The sequence below is a fragment of the Sphingomonas pollutisoli genome, assembly GCF_029167165.1.
Taxonomy (GTDB): domain Bacteria; phylum Pseudomonadota; class Alphaproteobacteria; order Sphingomonadales; family Sphingomonadaceae; genus Sphingomonas; species Sphingomonas pollutisoli.
This window is the reverse complement of record NZ_JARFNJ010000002.1, coordinates 77,972-95,633: the sequence shown is the minus strand read 5'-3', so window position 1 is coordinate 95,633 and position 17,662 is coordinate 77,972. Positions and strand designations below refer to the sequence as shown.

Sequence of the window (17,662 nt, the reverse complement as noted above, 5' to 3'; positions counted from 1 at the left end):
CGATCCGCGCTGTAATAGGGGGGAGCGATTCGGGTGGGCCGAGCGTTCGGTTCACCCCAAGGAGATCAAGACGATGGTTCGCGCCCTGTTTCTCGCCGCCGCGCTCAGCCTGCCGATGACGGCGATCGCGCAGACCACGCCCGCGCAGACGCCGCCCCCGCCAGCCGCGCGGTCGGGCGACACGATCACCGCGGCGGACGTGGCGGGCAAGGATTTCGCCGAGCAGGACCACGCCGGGGTCGCCGAGCAGGCCGAATCGGGGCAGCCGGTGAAGCGCATCCGCAACATCGCGATCACCGGGACCGCGCCGTGCCCCAAGGCGAGTTCGCCCGACGAGGTGGTGGTCTGTTCGCGGATCGACGAACCCTATCGCATCCCCAAGCCGCTGCGCGACCGCAAGCCGATCCCGGCGCAGAACCAGAGCTGGGTCAATCGCACCGCGTCGATGGACCAGGTCGGCCGCGAAGCCGCCGGGCTGCCCGATTCGTGCTCGCCAGTCGGCTCGGGCGGGCAGACCGGCTGTAGCGCGCAGCGGCTGCAACAATGGACCGCCGAGCGGGTGGCGAAGCGCAACGGCCAGTCGATCGACCCGACTGCGCCCTGAGCGCGCCGGCCGCCCGGTCAATCGTCCATCAACGCCCGCTCTCGCGTGACATCGTATTTGCGGATGTCGCCCGAGATGCGATCCCGCCACCGGTGCAGGAACCGCACCGTGTCCGCCGCTTGCAGGTGCGCGGTCAGCGCCGCCTGATCGCGCCAGCGCTCGGCGATCAGCAGCCGCCCGGTGGACGGATCTGCCACGGCGGCGTCGTACGCGAGATTGCCGTCGCGCCGTCGCGCGGCGGTGGCGAGCGCGCGCAGATCGCGGCTGAACGCCGCGAGCGCCGATGGCGCGACGGAGATGTGCCCGGTGACGATCAGCATGATGCCGTGCCTTTCCTGGACCCGATGACGATCAGGCGACGGTGAGGACGATCTTGCCCTGAATGGCACCGCTTTCGGCACGGCGGTGCGCGCGCGACGCTTCGGCGAGCGGGAACGTGCTGTCGATGACGATCCGAAGCGTGCCGTCGTCGAGCAGGCGGGCGGCTTCCGCCAATTGGGCGCCGTTCGATCGAACCTGGGTCGAGGAGACATGGACGCCGCGCGCGGCCGCCGCCGCCTGACCGGCGAACCCCAGCGGGTTGACCAGGAACAGCGCACCGCCGGGTTTGATGACCCGCAGAAAGCGTTCCATGTTCGCGCCGCCCACCGCATCCAGAACCAGATCGGCGTCGCGGACCGCCTCCTCGACGGCGGTCGTCCGATAGTCGATGAACCGATCGACGCCGAGTTCGCGCATCAGCGGCGCGTTCTTGGGCGATGCCACCGCGATGACCCGCGCGCCCCGCCATTTCGCCAGTTGCACGGCCAGATGCCCGACGCCGCCGCCGGCACCGTTGATGAGCACGGTCCTGCCCTCGAGCGGCACCGGGGCATGGCGGAACGGCTGGAACGGGTTCGGTTCGTCATGACCAAGCTCGATGAGGAACTGCCATGCGGTCAGCAGCGACATCGGTGCGGCGGCGGCGTGGACATGGTCGATGTTAGCGGGTTTGCGCGCGAGCTGCGATGCCGGCACGGTGACATATTCGGCATAAGCGCCGCTGCCGGTCATCACATTTTCGGGGAAGCGGACCATCGCGTACACCGCGTCTCCGGCGCGGAAACGATCGACCCCGTCGCCGACCGCCTCGACCACGCCCGATACGTCGGTGCCGAGGATCAGCGGAAAGGCCGCATCGGGCCGCCATTCGGGCGGCAGTGCGCGATAGCCATCGCGCAGATACCAATCGGGCGGGTTGAGCCCCGCCGCCCGAACGCGGACGCGCACCTCGCCGGGCTGCGGGTCGGGCCTGGGGGCGTCTTCATATATCAGGACGTCGGGGCCGCCGAAGGCGTGGAGCCGCGCCGCCTTCATCATATCGTGCATGGTCATCTCCGCTCAGAAAGTCGATGTGCGGGATGTAGCCCCGTGCCGGGGTGGTTGATAATCGGCCCGCATGGCGCTTTAGTAATGCCATGACGGAACAGATCATCCTCGACCGGCTGACCGGCCTGATCGCGTTCGCGCGCGCGGGATCGCTCGGCAGCTACACGGCGGCGGCGCGCGCGCTGTCGATCTCGCCCTCGGCGGTGAGCAAGAGCATCCAGCGGCTCGAACGGCACCTCGGGGTGACGCTGTTCACCCGCACGACGCGCTCGCTCGCCCTCACGCCGGAGGGGCGCGACCTGCACGAGCGCGCGCTGCGGCTGCTGCGCGAAGCGGAGGAGATCGAGCAGACCGCGATGCGCGCGCGCTCCGAACCTTCGGGCACGCTGCGCGTCGCGGCGTCGCTGCCGATCGGGCTTCATCTGATCGCGCCGGTGCTGCCGGCGTTCCGGCGGCTTCACCCGAAACTGTCGGTCGATCTGCGGCTGAACGACCGGATGGTGGATATCGTCGAGGAGGGGATCGACATCGCGATCCGCATCGGTGATCTCGCGGACAGCCGCCTGCTATCGCGCAAGCTCGCGCCGCATCGGCTCTGCTGCTTCGCATCGCCGGACTATCTGAAGGGCATGGGACGCCGCTCCACCCCGACGATCTGGACGGGCATGAGACCGTCAACCTGCGCTATCAGAACACCGGCCAGACCTTCCGCTGGCCGTTCCGACTCGGCGACCGCGAGATCGAGATCGTGCCCAAGGCCGGTGTGGTGGCCGATGCCAGCGAGGCGGTGATCGCGATGCTGGTGGCGGGCGGCGGGATCGGCATGGGAACGACGTTCATGGCGGCGCCGCACGTGATGCGGGGCGAACTGGTGCCGGTGCTTTCCGCCTTCGCGGTCGAGCGGAACACCATCACCGCGCTATGGCCGGAGAGCCGGCGCGCCAATCCGGGGGTGCGCGCCTTTCTGGAGATGCTCCAGACGGTTTTGCCGGAGCGCATGGCGGGTGCGCGGATCGCGTGACGTCGGGGGAGTCCGTGCGGTTCGGTACGTGCGCTCGGTCTGGTGGAGGTGCCTCCTCGATCGCTGCTCCTTGGGTGGGGGAGGGTATGTCGTTACGCTTGGGGGCGCCTGGGACATTGGTCCGATCGGAAGGGCCGGGGTTGGTGGAAAGCGGACGCTCCGCTCATCTACCGATCAGGCTTCGGACCCCGTGTGCGATATGCCAAGAAGCGTCGCGCGAAGGCGAGCAGGGCGCCACGATTTTCTGCTTCGCGCCTGCGCATTTTCGCGGCCAGCCGTGCTTCGCGGTCAGGAGGATCTGCGATCAACTGCCGGAGCCTTGTAACGTCGCCAGATTGTCCGGTCTCCTCGATCTCTATCCACGGTTGCTGCAAGAGCCACCCGGCCAACCGGTCCACGAGCTTGCCCTCGCTTTGCTCCAACTGCATGAAGCGATCGTCAAATCCGTAAAACATTTCCCTGACCGCGCCGTTTTCTTCACGCTCATATAGATCGTCGATCTTCCCCTCGTTCCTGATTAAGAAATGCTCGAAGTCTTCTATGAGTCGACCGTGCTCCGGAAGACCGATCGTCTTGAGGAACTTCGCCATCAGCTTCAATTTTGGACGGCAGTTTTCCTCGTTCTCGTAATATTGAGCGTGCCCACCGTTGCCGCGCTCTCCATGATATTCCCAAACATCAAGAAAGCGCAGAACCTCCGGAGGAAGCTCGTCCTCCTCATAGCCCCGCTCAACAGCCTCTTCGATGAAATATCCTACCCACAAACAAGCTGCGCCAGGCTCGTCGGTCCGCACTTCGCTTTGTGGAACCGGAATGCGTTCAATCAATAGTTGCTTCATGCGCTAACCCCGTCTCCAACGAGCCCTGGACTTAGCGCGTCGGAGGAACGTCCGCTATTGGGCGCGTTCAGCCTTGCCGCTTTTCCTCCTGATAGCCGCCGGTCGGCTTTCGGGCTCAAAGTGAGGTCACGCTAACGGCTATCACGAAAAGCACCGCGTAAAAGAAAATGACGAACGACCAATATGCCAGCGGCCTCTCCTGCCGCGCCAACAGGAGAACCGGCTCATCCGCATCGTAAACCCTGATGCTTCCCGTCTGGAACATTCGATATGCGCGCCAGGCCGCCCATAGGAGTGCGATGGCGATAGCAATTCTGAAGGTCCAAATCATGCTTCAGCACCTTCGCTGAGGTCCACTCTCGGGCAGGCGTATTGTTACCTCTGAACGGACACAAGTGGGCGCGACCCGCCCTCCCAAGCCACTCAAACCCTTCAGGCCATCACGCCTACTGCCCGAACCCCGGCGCGCTCGCCCGTGCCACCGCCTCGCGTGCCGCCGCGAGCAGCGCGCCGGCCTTCGCCTCGCATTCACGCTGTTCGTACTCGGGGTTTGAATCGGCGACGATGCCCGCGCCCGCCTGGACGTGCATGACCCCGTCCTTGACGATCGCGGTGCGCAGCACGATGCACGAATCCATCGACCCGTCGGGCGAGAAATAGCCGACGCCGCCAGCATAAGGCCCGCGCACCGCGCCTTCCAGTTCGGCGATGATCTCGCAGGCGCGCACCTTGGGCGCGCCGCTGACCGTGCCGGCCGGAAAACCCGCGAACAGCGCGTCGAGCGCGTCGCTGTCGGGCGCCAGCGTGCCGACCACGTTCGAGACGATATGCATGACGTGGCTGTAGAATTCGGTGGTGTAGCTCGCCGTCACCTGCACGCTGCCCGCCGCCGCGACCCGGCCGACATCGTTGCGGCCGAGATCGAGCAACATCAGATGCTCGGCGCGCTCCTTGGGATCGGCGAGCAGGCTGGCGCGGTTGGCCTCGTCCTCCGCCGCCGTCTTGCCGCGCGGGCGGGTTCCCGCGATCGGGCGGATCGTCACCTCGCCGTCGCGGACCCGCACCAGGATTTCGGGTGACGAGCCGCTCAGCGAAAAGCCCGGCAGATCGAGATGGTAGAGGAAGGGCGAGGGGTTGATCCGACGCAGCGAGCGATACAGTTCGAACGGCGGCAGCGGGAAGGGCGCGGTGAAGCGCTGCGCGAGCACCACCTGGAAGATGTCGCCCGCGACGATATAGTCGCGCGCCGTTTCCACCATCTCGGCGTAGCGGCCGGCGGGGAGCGTCGGGGTGAGCGCGATCTCGGGCAGGTCGGTGGCGCGGACGGGTGCGGGCAGCGGCGTCGCGGCGAGGCGCGCGGCGACCGCGTCGATCCGCTCGGCGGCTTGCGCGATGATCGCGTCCGGCGCGCGCGTGGCGTCGGGCCACACCGGCGCGACGAGGAACAGCGCGTCGGCGAGCCGGTCGAAGATCAGGATAACGGTCGGGCGCACGAAGATCATGTCGGGCAGGCCGAGCGGATCGACATCGGGGCGCGGCAGCGTTTCGACCAGCCCGATCGTCTCATAGCCGAAATAGCCGACCAGACAGGCGAGCGCGCGCGGCAGTTCGGCGGGCACGTCCATCCGGCACGAGGCGACGAGATCGCGCAACGCGGCGAGAGTCGGCTTGGCGGCGGGCGCGAAGGCATCGCGGTCGGTGAGCCAGTGCGGGTTGAGCTCGGCGGACTGGCCGTGCGCGCGGAACACGAGATCGGGCGCGAGGCCGATCAGACTGTGCCGCCCGCGCGTCTCGCCGCCCTCGACCGATTCGAGCAGGAAGTCGCCGCGACCCGGCTCGATCAGCCGCAGCGCGGCGGCGACGGGAGTTTCGGTGTCGGCGATCTGGCGCCGCCACAGCAGCGCCGGGCGCCCGGCGGCGAGCGCGGTGGCCGCCGCCGCCATGCCATCGCGATCAGGGCTGATCGGTCGTCTCCTGTCCGGTCAGCGCCGCCTTGAGCTTGGCGAGCGCGATCGCGTCGGTCTTGACGCCGACCGTGCCACGCACCGCCTTGACGAACTGCTGGATATATTCGCCGCCGGTCGCCTTGCCGATATCGGCCTGGGTCGCCGCGACGATATCGGGGCGGCCCCGCGCGTCACCCTTGTCGATCCGGTCGAGCCACAGCACGAACCAGCCGGCGTTGTTGGGCACGGCGACGATCTTGGCGGTGTGCGGCGCCATGCTGAACAGCATCGCGAGCGGTGCTGGCACGCCGGCGGGGTTGGCGGTGATCTCGGCGCGGGTCTTGTCGAGCGGCTGGACCGGGGGCAGCTTGACCCCGGCGGCGGCGACCGCCTGCGCGAGCGGCGTGCCCGTGTTGGCGGCGTCCATCACCTTCTTGGCGACGGCGCGCGCGGCCTTGGCGGCGCGTTCCATGGTGAAATCGCGTGCGACCGCATCGCGAATTTCCGCGAGCGGCGGCGGGGCGGACGGGAACACCTTGGCGGTCGCGACGATCGCGAAGCTGTCGGCATCGACCGGCACGAGCTGCGGCGTGTCGCCGGGCTGGCTGGCGAAGCCCGCATCGACGATCGCCTTCGCGGCCGGGGGCACCTTGGCGTCGGGGTGCGCGGGATCGACCCCGCTCGCCAGCACCGGCGGCGAGACCTGCGGGGTCAGCTTCTGCTGGCTGACGAGTTGGTCGAAGGTGGCGCGGTTCGAGATCGCATCGTCGAGCGCATCGTGGATTTTGCGGAGCTGATCGTTCTTCTTCTGCGTGGTGAGCTGCTCGGTGAGCTGGGCCTTGGCCTGCGCGAGCGGGATTTCACCGCGATCGTCGATGCTCTCGACGCGGCCGACGACATAGCCGAGCGTGCCCTTGACGGGGCCGACGACGCTGCCCTTGGCGGCGGCAAACACCGCATCGGCGAACGCGGGCGAGGTCTGCGCGGCGATCGCGCTCTTCTCCAGCGCGGTCATCGTCGCGGGTTCGAGGCCGGCGGCGCGCGCGGCCTGGTCGATCGGTGTGCCGGCCTTGATCTTGGCGGCGAGCGCATTGGCGCTGGCGGCGTCGCCGACGATCACGCGCACGACGGTGCGGCGCTGGACCGCGCGGAAGCCGGCGATCTGCGCCTGATAGGCCGCCGCGATCTCGGCGTCGCTGACCGTGACGGGGGTGGTCAGCGCCTTGCCCGACACGGTCGCGTAGCGGATCGTGCGGCGTTCGGGCACGCTGTAGCGCGCGGCGTTGGTCTTGTAATAGGCGGCGAGCTCGGCGTCGGTCGGGGCCGGGCCGGTGGCGAGCGCGCCGGCGGGGATCGCGGCGATCTGCGCGTGGCGCTTCTCGAGCAGCAGCCCGGCATAGGTCAGCGCGAGCGCACGCGGCACCTGCGGCGTGTCGGCCTGGAGCGGGGTGACGAGCAACTGGGCGATCATGCCCTGTTTCATGTCGGCGCGCAGCGCGGCATCGGTCTGGTGCGCCTGTTTGAGCGCGCGGTCATAGGCGTCCTGGCTGAACTTGCCGTCGGGGCCTTGCAGCGACGGGATGCTGGCGATGCGGCCGTCGACCAGCCGGTCGCTGACGAACATGCCCTGCTTGTGGCCGAAGCGTTCGAGCGCGATCGTGTCGATCATGCGGTTGAGCGTGCCGTCGACTCCACCGCCGGCGACAAATTGCGCCATGTCGAGCGTCGGGTTCTGCTGGCGATACCCCTCCAGCTCGCGCTGCGCGCGGCTGCGGATGTCGTTCGCGCCGATCTTGGTGCCGCCGACGGTCGCCAGCGATTCGCCCAATCCGGTCGCGCCGCCGCCCCCGGTCAGCCCGGTGATGTCGGTCAGCCCGAACATCAGGGCGATGACGATCAGCCCGGCGAGGGTGACGACGACGCCGACCTTCGAGTTGATGATCCGGCGGAAGAAACTGAGCATAACGCGGGCGTGCCGATCTGTTGAAGGCGGAGTAGCGCGCCGCTTTAGGCGGCGGGGGCGGGCGCTTCAAGCTTGTGTGACGGCGGAACCTCGGTATCGCAGCGCAACAAACACCTAAAAAGGGGGAGACTGGGGATGAGACGACGCAAGCTGATTGCGGGCAACTGGAAAATGAACGGCGATCTCGCCGCGCTCGCCGAGATCGAGACGATCGCGGCGGCGGCCAGGGGCTATCCGGGCGTGGACGTGGCAGTCGGCGTGCCCGCGACGCTGATCGCACCGGCTGCGGCGCGCGCGCCGGGCTTCGCGATCGGCGCGGAGGATGTCCATCCTGCGGACAGCGGCGCCTTTACCGGCTGTATCTCCGCCGGAATGGTGCGCGAGGCGGGGGCGAGCTTCGCGATCGTCGGCCACAGCGAGCGCCGCGGCGGCTACGCGGAAACCGACGCCGAGGTGAAGGGCAAGGCCGAGGCGCTGCTGCGGCATGGGCTGAACGGCATCCTGTGCATCGGCGAGACGGCGGAACAGCGTGGCGCGGGGGCGGCCGTCTCGGTCGTGACCGGCCAATTGCGCGGATCGATGCCGCACGGCGCGGCATCGGGCTGGCTGTCGATCGCCTATGAACCGATCTGGGCGATCGGGAGCGGGCGCACCCCGACGCCCGAGGACGCGGCCGCGATCCACGGCGCGATCCGTGCGACGCTGGCCGAACTGCTCGGCGACGACGCATCGGCGATGCGTATCCTTTACGGCGGATCGGTGACCGGGGACAATGCCGCGGCGCTGCTCGCGGCCGACGATGTCGACGGCGCGCTGGTGGGGGGCGCGAGCCTGAGCGCGGCGACGTTCGTGCCGATCATCGCGGCGGCGGCCGGGTTGGGATAGCGCCACCGTCCGCCCCGAGCGAAATCGAGGCGGCGCCTCCGCGCGCCGGTGTCTCGACTTCGCTCGACACGAACGGTTGGCGGGCGTTCGCCTACGCCGTGAAGAATCGGCTCAGCCCCATGTCGCGGAGCAGCCGCCGATAGGCGAGCGAGCTCATGTCGGCGGGGATGTGCGCTTCCATCATCGGATCGAGCGGCAGCTCCTCGGGCATCTGCGCCTCGACGATCGCCTTGTCCTCCTGGAACACGCGCAGGTTGAAATCATACACCGCCTGCACCGGCAGATCGGTATCGAAATTGCGCGCGATCGGCGCAAACAGCCGCGTGACCTTGGCCGAAACCGGCGAGGCGAGATTGACCACCACCAGCCGGTCGGCGCCAGGGAAGTGGATTTCGAGCGACGCCGAGAAGGGCAGGTGGCAGCGGAAGTGGCGCAGCCAGCGGAAATCGGGCACGCCGCGCCCGCTCACGCCGATCGGATAATTGCCGACCGTGCTCCAATATTCGGCCTCGAAACCATGTTCGGTGGTGCGCGGCTTGTACGCGGGCACCTCTGCGTTGTTGGCATCGCCGAAGGTGCCGGTGTGGACGAAGGCGAAATGCGCGACGTCGAGGAACCCCTCCATCTGCCGCCCGGCGAAGCCGTGGATGTCGATCCACGGGCAGACGATCTGCTGATAGCCCGGCTCGTCCCAATGCGGCACGTCGAGGATGTCGCCCGGCTCGGGCCGCGCGCCGGGCGCGGCGGTGAGGCAGGTCCAGATCAGCCCGTACCGCTCGACATGCGGATAGGTCTTGAGATGCATCCGGTCGGGGATTCCCTTGGCGGGGTGCGCGGGCACATGCACGCAGCGCCCGCCTGCGCCGAACGTCAGGCCGTGATAGGCGCAGACCACCCCGCCGCCGGTCTGGGCGCCCATGCTGAGCGGCACGCCGCGATGCGGGCAGATATCGGGCGCGACGACGATCTCGCCCTCGGCGCGGTAGATGACCAGCGGCTGATCGAGCAATTTGGTGCCGAGCGGGGCATCGCCGATCTCGCGGACGAGCGCGACCGGATACCAATGCCGCGCGAGGATCGCCCAATCGGCGGGATCGAATGTGCAGTTGCGCGGCAGGGCCGGCCCCTCGGGAGTGAAGATCGCGGCGGTCGCCATGGGGGCCTCATCGAAAGCGGATGAGCGGGAGATGGCGGGGTTGAGGCGCGCGATCAAACGCAATGATTTTCACGCCGCGTTGCGAAAATTAGGGCGGCGGGGGCGGCGCATTTCATGCGTTTCCCAGTGATGGCAACCACCTGCCGCTGCGCCACGTCCCAGCCCTCCGCCAGGCGCCTCCGCCTCGGCCGGGAAAGTGACGGACTACGTATTGAAACCGTTTCGGACGTATGTGATCGACCCCTTAGTGGCCCGGATGATGATCACGGGGCGCCCGGTGCTTGAGGAGGTCGGGTTGGGGAAGACGGGCAATGGCGCGGCGAAAGACGGGCTGGGTGTCACTATGGCGGATCTGGTCGAGATGGTCGGCTCGCTCTCATTCGCGGTGATGAACACCAACAACGCGGTGGCGGCGCTCGCGAACGGAGATGTCGAGCGCGCTCGAGGGAACCTGAAAGAGTCGGACACCGACATGGACGCCGTTCTGAAGAAAGCGCGGGCCATACTTCCCGGGCATGACGGCTAGCGCCCAAAGTCCGTCACTTGGAGCGGGCATTCAAAATCCCGATTGCAGACGTTCATTGAGCGACTAAAACACCTGCACCTTGAACTTCGAGCGCACTGTGAGCCTTCGACAATGCTGATGCTGGCGGCGCTCTTCGTTACCGCGTTCGCGTGTGGCTTCGGCTATCTCACGGTTGACGCCCTCCGCTCAGGGAAGGTGCGACGGGTCGGGTATACCATCGGGAGAGCTGACGCTCCTATCGGCTACTGGACTGGCGTCTGTGCATACGGCTTGATTTCGCTGGTCGCGTGCGGCTTCTTTATGCTGGTCGTGGGATTAATGTTCGTCCGCTAACAGTCGCCCCCGTCCCAAAGCGGACTGCCGCCTAACCACCACACCCGGCCATTCTTGATGCAAAAATCAAAAGTTTTGCATCAAGGCGGGTGGTGACCAGCCGGAACCCTACTTCAACGGGATCGGCCGCTCTCTGGTTACGATTGCAGTGTGCAACAGACCTTCCCCATCCCGTTCCACGTCATGCCGAACAAGTGAGCTGCGAGAGCGCCCGTTGGGTAGCTCGTAAACCACGAGAGTAGCGCATTCGAAAAAGCGTCCGTCGTATCCCGGCTCACAAAGGGTGTGCGGAACGCTGATCAGCCGCTTGGGTTCTACAGCAAGTGCATCCTCGGTTCGAATGCGATTGCTGAAGTACTGCCAATCGCTGCGCACGAATGTTTCAATTTCGAGCACGGTGGGGGTGGCCGGACTGGACTGGGTCCATGCCGGGGACGCGCTTAACAGCCACGCGAGCGTAGCAGGCAGGATCACAGATGACCGGCGCAAAATCATCGGCAGACCGTATCACGCAAGGTCAGTATTCCACCAGACCACAACATCACCGGCGGCAACTCGTGCAGCGTCGATGCGCCTGATCGGCCCTCGTCCCCCGGCTTGCCGAGATGGGGCCGCGCGTCTGCGCCGGGCGGATTTGTGGCTGCCGGTCCTCCCCGCCGCCGGCTCCGTCACCCGCCGGCGCGGGCGCCATCCCGACCGTCGCGCCAATATGGCGGCAGGTGCAGGACGTGGCGGAGTGTGCGGTGTGCGCGTTTCAGCGGTTTGCGGTCGCTTCGGCCGTCCCGCTCGATGACGCCGAGATCGCGGATGAGCGCGTGCGCGGTGGCGAGATCGTTGAGTTCGCCGAGCCGGTCCTGAAGCTTCCCGAGCGCGCGCGAGAAGCGGGCGATGCGGCGGGGGCGGTTGGCCGCCGTGAAGATCGGCGCGAAGAAATCGTCGGCGTAATGCAGCCGCTTGGCGGCCATCCGCGTGCGGTGGCGGGCGGCGGGGCTGAGGCGCTCGAAATGTATGGCGCGGCGTGCGAGGCGGCGGCGGGCGCGGTTCAGCGCTTCGCGCGCGAAGGCGGCGAGGGGGCGATCGTCGATCGGCGATTGCGGGCCGGGCGCCGCGATATCCGCGAGCCAGGCGACGGCATAGAGGAACACCGCGCGCGTCTCGGGCGCGCGGAGCGTCGCCACCAAGGTGGCATAGGCCGCAGCCTGCCGCCGTTTCAAGACGGGGCGGTACGGCGCGAGGTCTTCCCGCTGCAACGCCACGTCGAGATCGCGGACCGCCCCCAATTCCCGGGCGAGGCGCGCCAGTGCTTCATCGACGTGCCGCGCGCGTGCATCGAGCAGCGCGCGGAAGATCGCGAGCGCCGATCGTAACCGGCGCAGCGCGACGCGCGCCTGATGGACGGCTTCGCCCTCGTGCCGGTCGAGCAGGATCGCTTCGTTGAGCCGATAGTGGCGCAGGCAGGCGTTGATTAGCACCGGCAGTGCCTGAGCGACCGTCATCCCGCGATCGAGCGCCACCGGCTCGGCCTTGTACGCGGCCGCGACCGGCCCGAGCAGGCGATAGCCGCGCTCGGCCTTGCTCAGCACCGCGATGCGCAGCGGCGCCGCCGCGTCGAGCTGGCGGACCAGCGCGAAGGCCGCACCGATGCCACCGCCGCCGGGTTCGAGTTCGACCTCGGCTTCGTGGAACATGCATTGCCGATCGCTCGCCTGGATCAGCGCGCGGTCGGTGACCAGCGTCGCCGATCCGGGCGATGCGAAGCGCCACCGCGTGCGCGCGGTTTCGATCACGAAGACGGGGACGAGCGCGTCCACCCTCTCGGCGTCGAGGGGGAGCCCGGTGACGCGCGAATCCGCGACCGGGCGGAGCGCCGTCACCGGCCGTTCCCATTCACCTCGACCGAACAGGCCCGCGCCGGGCGACAGCGTCTTCACCGTCTGGACGAGACGGCCGCCGCACGCGCGGATACGCAGCGTGAAGCCGGCCGCGATCAGCCGGTGGTCGGGCGTGTCGAAATAGACGGCGCGCTGTTCGAGCCGTTCCGGCCGGGCGCGGGCGGACAGCGTGGCCTCGAGCATCGCCGCCGCCGCGCCGTCCAGATCTAGCTTGATCTCGACCTCGCGCGGCGCGTCCGTACGCTGGGCCGGAAGGGATCGTGGCGAGTCCATCGCGTGACGATATCGGCAGGCCCGGTCGCGGCCATTCGTAATGGCCCGAACCCGCGCGCCCTCACGCTGCGGTGTAGCGGTCCTTGAGCATCGCCCAGACGGCGCGCAAACCGAGCGCCTCGCCGCCCTTGGGGCGGCCCGGCCTGGCGCTCGGGCGCCAGGCGAAGGTGTCGAGATGCGCCCATTGCGCGCCTTCGGGAACGAAGCGGCGCAGGAACAGCGCTGCCGTCACCGCGCCGGCGAAGCCGCCGTCGGGGGCGTTGAGCAGATTGGCGATGTCCGAGGCGAGCATGTCGTCATAGCCGTCCCACAGCGGCATCCGCCACAGCGGGTCTTCGCTGGCCGTGCCGGCCGCCAGCAGCGCCTCGGCGAGCGCATCGTCGTTGGCGAAAGTGGCGGGGAGGTCGGGGCCGAGCGCGACGCGCGCGGCGCCGGTCAGCGTGGCGAAATCGAGGATCAGTTCGGGGCTGGTCTCGCCGGCGCGGGTGAGCGCATCGCCGAGGATGAGCCGGCCCTCGGCATCGGTGTTGGTGTTCTCGACGGTCAGCCCCTTGCGGGTCGCGAGCACGTCGCCGGGGCGGAAGGCGTTGCCCGCGATCGCATTCTCCACCGCCGGGATCAGCAGGTGGAGCCGCACGGGAAGATGCGCGCCCATGATGAGCCCGGCGAGCGCGAGCGCGTGGGCGGCGCCGCCCATGTCCTTCTTCATCAGCCGCATGCCGGCGGAGGGCTTGATGTCGAGCCCGCCCGAATCGAAACACACCCCCTTGCCGATCACGGCGAGGCGCGGATGCGCGGGATTGCCCCATTCGAGCTCGATCAGCCGGGGTTCGCGCCCGTGCGCGGCGGCCTGGCCGACCGCGTGGATCATCGGATAGCCGCTGGCGAGCGCGGCGCCCTTGGTGACGGTGAGCTGCGCGCCGTGCGCCTCGGCGAGCGCGGCGGCTTCGGCCTCGAGCTCGGCCGGGCCGAGATCGGCGGCGGCGGTGTTGACGAGATCGCGCACCTGCGCGGTGGCGCGGGCGAGCGCCAGCGTTTCGGGGATGCGCGCCGGCTCGGTGGTGAGCAGCACGCGGCCGGGGGTGCGATCGGGCTGTTTGTAGCGGGTGAAGGCGTGTTGGGCGAGCGCCCAGCCGAGCAGCGCCGCGCCCGCTTGCGCGCCGTCGAGCCGGTAGCTGCCATCGGGCAGGGTTTCGGCGAGTTTGGCGAGATCCCACGTGCCGAGCGGGGTCTTGGCGACGCATAGCAGCACCGACCAATGCTCGGCCTCGCCGCCGGGCAGGATCGCGCTCGCGCCCAGCTTGGCTTCGACACGCGCGGCGTCGAGCGCAGCGCGTACACGCGGCGGCTGCGCCGCGCGCCATGTCTCGAACGCGTCCTTGGTGACGATGTGGATCGTGCGGGCGGCCTGGCCGCGATCGGGCTGGAGCAGGGGCGTGGGATCGTAGGTCATTGGCTCGGCATCACCAGAAATTGTTCGTAGCGCCCGGTTTCGCCGGGTTCGGCATAGGTCACGATGTTGAGTGTGCGGTCGGCGAAGACCGCGCGATAGGTGCGGTTGACGAAACCGCCGCGCAGTCGCGGCGCGCGTACGAGATCGAAGCCCCTGGGTTCGCCGAGTGGGCCGAGCGTCGCCTTATAGTCGGCGAGTGCGGTGGCGGTGAAATAGCCGTCGGAGTCCGCGGTCATCAGCGTGCGGTCAAGCGTGCCCGATCGCAGCATCGCATAGACGCGGCGCGCCTTGTCGGTGCTCGCGGCCTCGGCGCGCTGGGTGGGCGACGGCGGCAGGATGGTTTCGGCGATCCGCGCGGCGATGCTGCTGAACGCGTCGCTGAAATCGCCGTTGACCAGCACCACCACCGCCGCCTTGTCATCGGGGAAGACGGTGTTCTGCGACAGGAATCCGACCGCCTCGCCGCTATGCTCGACGAAACGGTGGCCGAACTGCTCGCCGGCGGTGACGCCGAGGCCGTAGCCGTTGGTGGTGCCGTTGGTGAGCTTGACCGGGGTCTCCTGCTCGGTCCAGTCGGCGGCGGGCAGCACAGTGCGGTTGATCCGGGCGATGTCCCATCTTGCGAGGTCACTTGCCGACATCGCCAGTTCTCCGGCCGCGAACAGCCAGCCGTGCGCGGCGGGCGGCTCGGGGCGGACCGGGCCGAGCGCGAAGCGCTGATAGCCCTGCGGATAGCCGGGGCCGGTGGCGAGATCCTGATCGACCGGGGCGATGCCGAGCGGGGTGAAGACATGGGCCTTGAGGAAATCGAGCAGGGGCATGCCGGCGACTTTCTCGACGATCATGCCCGCGACGACATAGCCGGTGTTCGAATATTGCCATTGGGTGCCGGGCGCGAAATCGAGCGGCTTCTTCGCCCAGCGATCGACGATGTCCTGCGGGGTGACCGGATTGCGCATCGCCGCGAAGCTGTAATCCTGCGGCCAGTAATCCTGCAGACCGGAGGTGTGGCTGAGCAACTGGCGGATCGTGATGACGTCGCCGCCGCTGATGCCGGGGATGTATTTCGAGACCGTGTCGTCGAGGCTGAGCTTGCCCTGATCGCGCAGCAGCAGCACCGCGGCGGCGGTGAACTGCTTCGAGATCGAGGCGATCGGGTATTTGGCGTCGGCGCGGGGCTGGCGGATCGTCTCGGACTGCTTGCCATAGGCCTTGGCGAGAACGATTCGGCCGTCGCGCACGACCGCGATCGACGCGGAGGGCACGCCGGTGCGCGCGAGGCTTTCGGTGACGATCGTGTCGATCCTGGCGGTCTCGACCGGCGACAAGTGTTGCGCGGAAACCGGAGCGGCGGTGAGCAACAGCGCGGCGAGCAGGGCTTTCATTCGTCGTCTTGTATCGCACCCGTGCGGAACGGGAAGCGCGAAACCCGCATCACCGCCTGCACGTGCGGCGCGCGCGCGAAATCGGACGGCGCGATGAAGCCGCGCCCGTCCCACGGGATCTTCACGCCGAGCCGCTGATAACATTCGTCGAGATATTCGGAGCAGAAATATTCGTCGTTGGGCTGGATCATGTGCGGCAGCCGCACGCCGAAGCGCGCGAGGCCGATGCGGAGCGCGATCTTGGCGAGTTCGGCCGCGTCGAACGGACAGCCGAGCTGGCCGGTGGCGAAACCGCTCATCCGCCGCATCTGATCCTGCGTGGCGCGCGCGACCTGATCGTGGCGGGCGATCACGACCTTGCCGTTGAAGGGCTTGTGACGCGGCTGGAAATCGGTGACCCAGCGGCTGAGCGGCACGCAGCGCACGCCGATCTTCTGCACCGCCTCCAGCACCATCACCCGGTCGAGCTCTTCGAGCCGGACGATCATCGCGATGTGGCTCCACTGGCTCTTGGTCGCCCATTGGATGGCGCGCGAGAACATCTGGTTGCCCGAGCAGATCGCGAGATCGCCGGTGCGGACGGCGCGGCGCACCGCGGCATAACGCTGCGGCTGCCAGCTTGCGAGCGCTTCGGCAGGAGTCGTCACGCGGCTACGGGCACCCCGAACAGATCATGCTCGTCGGCATCCTCAATCGCGACCCGTACGATGTCACCGGGGGCGAGGTGGCCGGCGTCGCGCAAGTGGACCTCGCCGTCGATCTCGGGCGCGTCGGCCTTGGAGCGGCCGGTCGCGCCATCCTCGCCGACCGCGTCGATGATGACGTCGAGCGTGCGGCCGATCTTGGCCTGGAGCTTCTCCGCCGAGATGCGCGCGGTGAGCGCCATCAGCCGGGCGTAGCGCTCTTCCTTGATCTCTTCCGGCACAGGATCGGGCAGCGCGTTGGCGGCGGCGCCTTCGACGGGTTCGAAGCGGAACGCGCCGACACGGTCGAGCCGGGCTTCCTCCAGCCAGTCCATCAGATAGGCGAAGTCATCCTCGGTCTCGCCGGGGAAGCCGACGACGAAGGTCGAGCGGATCGCGATATCGGGCGCGATCGTCCGCCAGTGCTTGATGCGCTCCAGCACCTTGGTCTCGTTGGCGGGGCGCTTCATCAGCCTGAGCACGTTGCGACTGGCATGCTGGAACGGGATGTCGAGATAGGGGAGGACCAGCCCCTCGGCCATCAGCGGGATGACCTGATCGACGTGCGGATAGGGATAGACATAGTGGAGCCGCACCCACGCGCCGAGCTTGCCGAGTTCGCGCGACAGATCGGTCATGTGCGCGCGCACCTCCGCGCCATGCCACGGGCGCGGCTGGTGGCGGATGTCGACGCCATAGGCCGAGGTATCCTGGCTGATGACGAGCAGCTCGCGCGTGCCCGCCGCGATCAGCTTCTCGGCTTCGCGCAGGATCGCATCGGGCCGGCGGCTGACGAGATCGCCGCGCAGGCTCGGGATGATGCAGAACGAACAGCGGTGGTTGCAGCCCTCGCTGATCTTGAGATAGCTGTAATGGCGCGGGGTGAGCTTGAGCCCGCTCTCCGGCACGAGATTGAGGAACGCGCTCGGCGGCATCGGCGCAGCGTCATGGACCGCGCCGACCACTTCCTCATATTGATGCGCGCCGGTGACGGCGAGAACGTTGGGGAAGCGCGCGCGGATCGTCTCGGCTTCCTTGCCCATGCAGCCGGTGACGATGACGCGGCCGTTCTCGGCGATCGCCTCGCCGATCGCTTCAAGCGACTCCTCCTTGGCGGAATCGAGGAAGCCGCAGGTGTTGACCAGCACGACATCCGCGCCCACGTAATCGGGGGACATCTGATAGCCGTCGCTGCGAAGCTTGGTGAGGATGCGCTCGCTATCGACGAGGTTCTTGGGACAGCCAAGCGAAACCATGCCGACGCGCGGCGGGGAGGGGAGAGTCGTTGCCATGAGAGAGGGCGCATGTAGGCGATTGGCGCGATCTTTGCCAGTG

General features: G+C 68.2%; 17 protein-coding genes. 5 read left to right on the top strand and 12 right to left on the bottom strand.

Annotation, left to right across the window (positions count from 1 at the left end):
- Positions 1 to 73: 73 nt before the first annotated feature.
- The gene (locus PX554_RS03875; protein ID WP_275499145.1) at positions 74 to 604 is read left to right on the top strand and encodes a hypothetical protein; all 531 of its coding nucleotides are present in this window, start codon (positions 74 to 76) and stop codon (positions 602 to 604) included.
- A 17-nt stretch (positions 605 to 621) separates the two neighbouring features.
- On the opposite strand, the gene PX554_RS03870 is transcribed toward PX554_RS03875, so the two are convergent.
- The gene (locus PX554_RS03870) at positions 622 to 924 is read right to left on the bottom strand and encodes a putative quinol monooxygenase (RefSeq protein ID WP_275499143.1); all 303 of its coding nucleotides are present in this window, start codon (positions 922 to 924) and stop codon (positions 622 to 624) included.
- Positions 925 to 955: 31 nt separating this feature from the next.
- Positions 956 to 1,972 carry an NADP-dependent oxidoreductase gene (locus PX554_RS03865; protein WP_275499140.1) on the bottom strand — a complete coding sequence of 339 codons (1,017 nt, stop codon included), beginning with the start codon at positions 1,970 to 1,972 and terminating at the stop codon, positions 956 to 958.
- Between the two features lie 89 nt (positions 1,973 to 2,061).
- Here PX554_RS03865 and PX554_RS03860 point away from each other — a divergent pair, with 89 nt between their 5' ends.
- Both PX554_RS03860 and PX554_RS03855 read left to right on the top strand, forming a co-directional pair.
- Positions 2,062 to 2,763: a LysR family transcriptional regulator gene (locus tag PX554_RS03860; protein WP_275499139.1), complete on the top strand. Its 702-nt coding sequence runs from the start codon at positions 2,062 to 2,064 to the stop codon at positions 2,761 to 2,763.
- Positions 2,652 to 2,993 carry a LysR substrate-binding domain-containing protein gene (locus tag PX554_RS03855; protein ID WP_275499969.1) on the top strand — a complete coding sequence of 114 codons (342 nt, stop codon included), beginning with the start codon at positions 2,652 to 2,654 and terminating at the stop codon, positions 2,991 to 2,993. Before PX554_RS03860 ends, PX554_RS03855 begins: the two co-directional genes overlap by 112 nt.
- Before the next feature lie 167 nt (positions 2,994 to 3,160).
- Here the strand turns inward: PX554_RS03855 and PX554_RS03850 are convergent, their stop codons facing one another.
- The 4 genes from PX554_RS03850 to PX554_RS03835 all read right to left on the bottom strand — a co-directional run bounded on the left by PX554_RS03850 (position 3,161) and on the right by PX554_RS03835 (position 7,741).
- Complete coding sequence (locus PX554_RS03850; protein WP_275499137.1) at positions 3,161 to 3,832, bottom strand: DMP19 family protein; 672 nt, start codon at positions 3,830 to 3,832, stop codon at positions 3,161 to 3,163.
- Positions 3,833 to 3,947: 115 nt separating this feature from the next.
- Positions 3,948 to 4,163 carry a hypothetical protein gene (locus PX554_RS03845; protein ID WP_275499135.1) on the bottom strand — a complete coding sequence of 72 codons (216 nt, stop codon included), beginning with the start codon at positions 4,161 to 4,163 and terminating at the stop codon, positions 3,948 to 3,950.
- A 115-nt stretch (positions 4,164 to 4,278) separates the two neighbouring features.
- The gene (locus tag PX554_RS03840) at positions 4,279 to 5,775 is read right to left on the bottom strand and encodes an anthranilate synthase component I family protein (RefSeq protein WP_275499133.1); all 1,497 of its coding nucleotides are present in this window, start codon (positions 5,773 to 5,775) and stop codon (positions 4,279 to 4,281) included.
- Positions 5,776 to 5,785: 10 nt separating this feature from the next.
- The gene (locus PX554_RS03835) at positions 5,786 to 7,741 is read right to left on the bottom strand and encodes a peptidylprolyl isomerase (RefSeq protein WP_275499131.1); all 1,956 of its coding nucleotides are present in this window, start codon (positions 7,739 to 7,741) and stop codon (positions 5,786 to 5,788) included.
- Positions 7,742 to 7,876: 135 nt separating this feature from the next.
- Between PX554_RS03835 and tpiA the strand changes: the two genes are divergently transcribed.
- Positions 7,877 to 8,626 carry a triose-phosphate isomerase gene (gene tpiA / locus PX554_RS03830; protein WP_093220409.1) on the top strand — a complete coding sequence of 250 codons (750 nt, stop codon included), beginning with the start codon at positions 7,877 to 7,879 and terminating at the stop codon, positions 8,624 to 8,626.
- A gap of 91 nt (positions 8,627 to 8,717) precedes the next feature.
- Here the strand turns inward: tpiA and PX554_RS03825 are convergent, their stop codons facing one another.
- Positions 8,718 to 9,782, bottom strand: a complete 1,065-nt coding sequence (locus PX554_RS03825) for an aromatic ring-hydroxylating oxygenase subunit alpha (protein ID WP_275499128.1) — start codon at positions 9,780 to 9,782, stop codon at positions 8,718 to 8,720.
- Between the two features lie 196 nt (positions 9,783 to 9,978).
- Here PX554_RS03825 and PX554_RS03820 point away from each other — a divergent pair, with 196 nt between their 5' ends.
- Entirely contained in the window at positions 9,979 to 10,308 is a 330-nt protein-coding gene (locus tag PX554_RS03820; protein WP_275499127.1) for a hypothetical protein, read from the top strand.
- A gap of 1,001 nt (positions 10,309 to 11,309) precedes the next feature.
- Here PX554_RS03820 and PX554_RS03815 read toward each other — a convergent pair.
- The 5 genes from PX554_RS03815 to rimO all read right to left on the bottom strand — a co-directional run bounded on the left by PX554_RS03815 (position 11,310) and on the right by rimO (position 17,619).
- Positions 11,310 to 12,806: a CYTH and CHAD domain-containing protein gene (locus tag PX554_RS03815; protein ID WP_275499125.1), complete on the bottom strand. Its 1,497-nt coding sequence runs from the start codon at positions 12,804 to 12,806 to the stop codon at positions 11,310 to 11,312.
- A 61-nt stretch (positions 12,807 to 12,867) separates the two neighbouring features.
- Positions 12,868 to 14,259, bottom strand: coding sequence for a leucyl aminopeptidase family protein (locus PX554_RS03810; RefSeq protein WP_275499123.1), 1,392 nt, complete (start codon positions 14,257 to 14,259; stop codon positions 12,868 to 12,870).
- Complete coding sequence (locus tag PX554_RS03805; RefSeq protein WP_275499121.1) at positions 14,256 to 15,644, bottom strand: serine hydrolase domain-containing protein; 1,389 nt, start codon at positions 15,642 to 15,644, stop codon at positions 14,256 to 14,258. The genes PX554_RS03810 and PX554_RS03805 overlap by 4 nt, the downstream gene beginning before the upstream one ends.
- Positions 15,641 to 16,291, bottom strand: coding sequence for a YiiX/YebB-like N1pC/P60 family cysteine hydrolase (locus tag PX554_RS03800; RefSeq protein ID WP_093220387.1), 651 nt, complete (start codon positions 16,289 to 16,291; stop codon positions 15,641 to 15,643). Before PX554_RS03800 ends, PX554_RS03805 begins: the two co-directional genes overlap by 4 nt.
- Complete coding sequence (gene rimO, locus PX554_RS03795; RefSeq protein ID WP_275499118.1) at positions 16,288 to 17,619, bottom strand: 30S ribosomal protein S12 methylthiotransferase RimO; 1,332 nt, start codon at positions 17,617 to 17,619, stop codon at positions 16,288 to 16,290. Before rimO ends, PX554_RS03800 begins: the two co-directional genes overlap by 4 nt.
- Positions 17,620 to 17,662: the final 43 nt, after the last annotated feature.

What these genes read in the sequence shown, in the direction of transcription:
- rimO (WP_275499118.1), bottom strand. Translation starts at nt 17,619, where the DNA reads ATGGCAACGACTCTCCCCTCCCCGCCGCGCGTCGGCATGGTTTCGCTT.
- tpiA (WP_093220409.1), top strand. Translation starts at nt 7,877, where the DNA reads ATGAGACGACGCAAGCTGATTGCGGGCAACTGGAAAATGAACGGCGAT.
- PX554_RS03875 (WP_275499145.1), top strand. Translation starts at nt 74, where the DNA reads ATGGTTCGCGCCCTGTTTCTCGCCGCCGCGCTCAGCCTGCCGATGACG.
- PX554_RS03815 (WP_275499125.1), bottom strand. Translation starts at nt 12,806, where the DNA reads ATGGACTCGCCACGATCCCTTCCGGCCCAGCGTACGGACGCGCCGCGC.
- PX554_RS03810 (WP_275499123.1), bottom strand. Translation starts at nt 14,259, where the DNA reads ATGACCTACGATCCCACGCCCCTGCTCCAGCCCGATCGCGGCCAGGCC.
- PX554_RS03870 (WP_275499143.1), bottom strand. Translation starts at nt 924, where the DNA reads ATGCTGATCGTCACCGGGCACATCTCCGTCGCGCCATCGGCGCTCGCG.
- PX554_RS03835 (WP_275499131.1), bottom strand. Translation starts at nt 7,741, where the DNA reads ATGCTCAGTTTCTTCCGCCGGATCATCAACTCGAAGGTCGGCGTCGTC.
- PX554_RS03860 (WP_275499139.1), top strand. Translation starts at nt 2,062, where the DNA reads ATGACGGAACAGATCATCCTCGACCGGCTGACCGGCCTGATCGCGTTC.
- PX554_RS03840 (WP_275499133.1), bottom strand. Translation starts at nt 5,775, where the DNA reads ATGGCGGCGGCGGCCACCGCGCTCGCCGCCGGGCGCCCGGCGCTGCTG.
- PX554_RS03865 (WP_275499140.1), bottom strand. Translation starts at nt 1,972, where the DNA reads ATGCACGATATGATGAAGGCGGCGCGGCTCCACGCCTTCGGCGGCCCC.
- PX554_RS03805 (WP_275499121.1), bottom strand. Translation starts at nt 15,644, where the DNA reads ATGAAAGCCCTGCTCGCCGCGCTGTTGCTCACCGCCGCTCCGGTTTCC.
- PX554_RS03850 (WP_275499137.1), bottom strand. Translation starts at nt 3,832, where the DNA reads ATGAAGCAACTATTGATTGAACGCATTCCGGTTCCACAAAGCGAAGTG.
- PX554_RS03825 (WP_275499128.1), bottom strand. Translation starts at nt 9,782, where the DNA reads ATGGCGACCGCCGCGATCTTCACTCCCGAGGGGCCGGCCCTGCCGCGC.
- PX554_RS03845 (WP_275499135.1), bottom strand. Translation starts at nt 4,163, where the DNA reads ATGATTTGGACCTTCAGAATTGCTATCGCCATCGCACTCCTATGGGCG.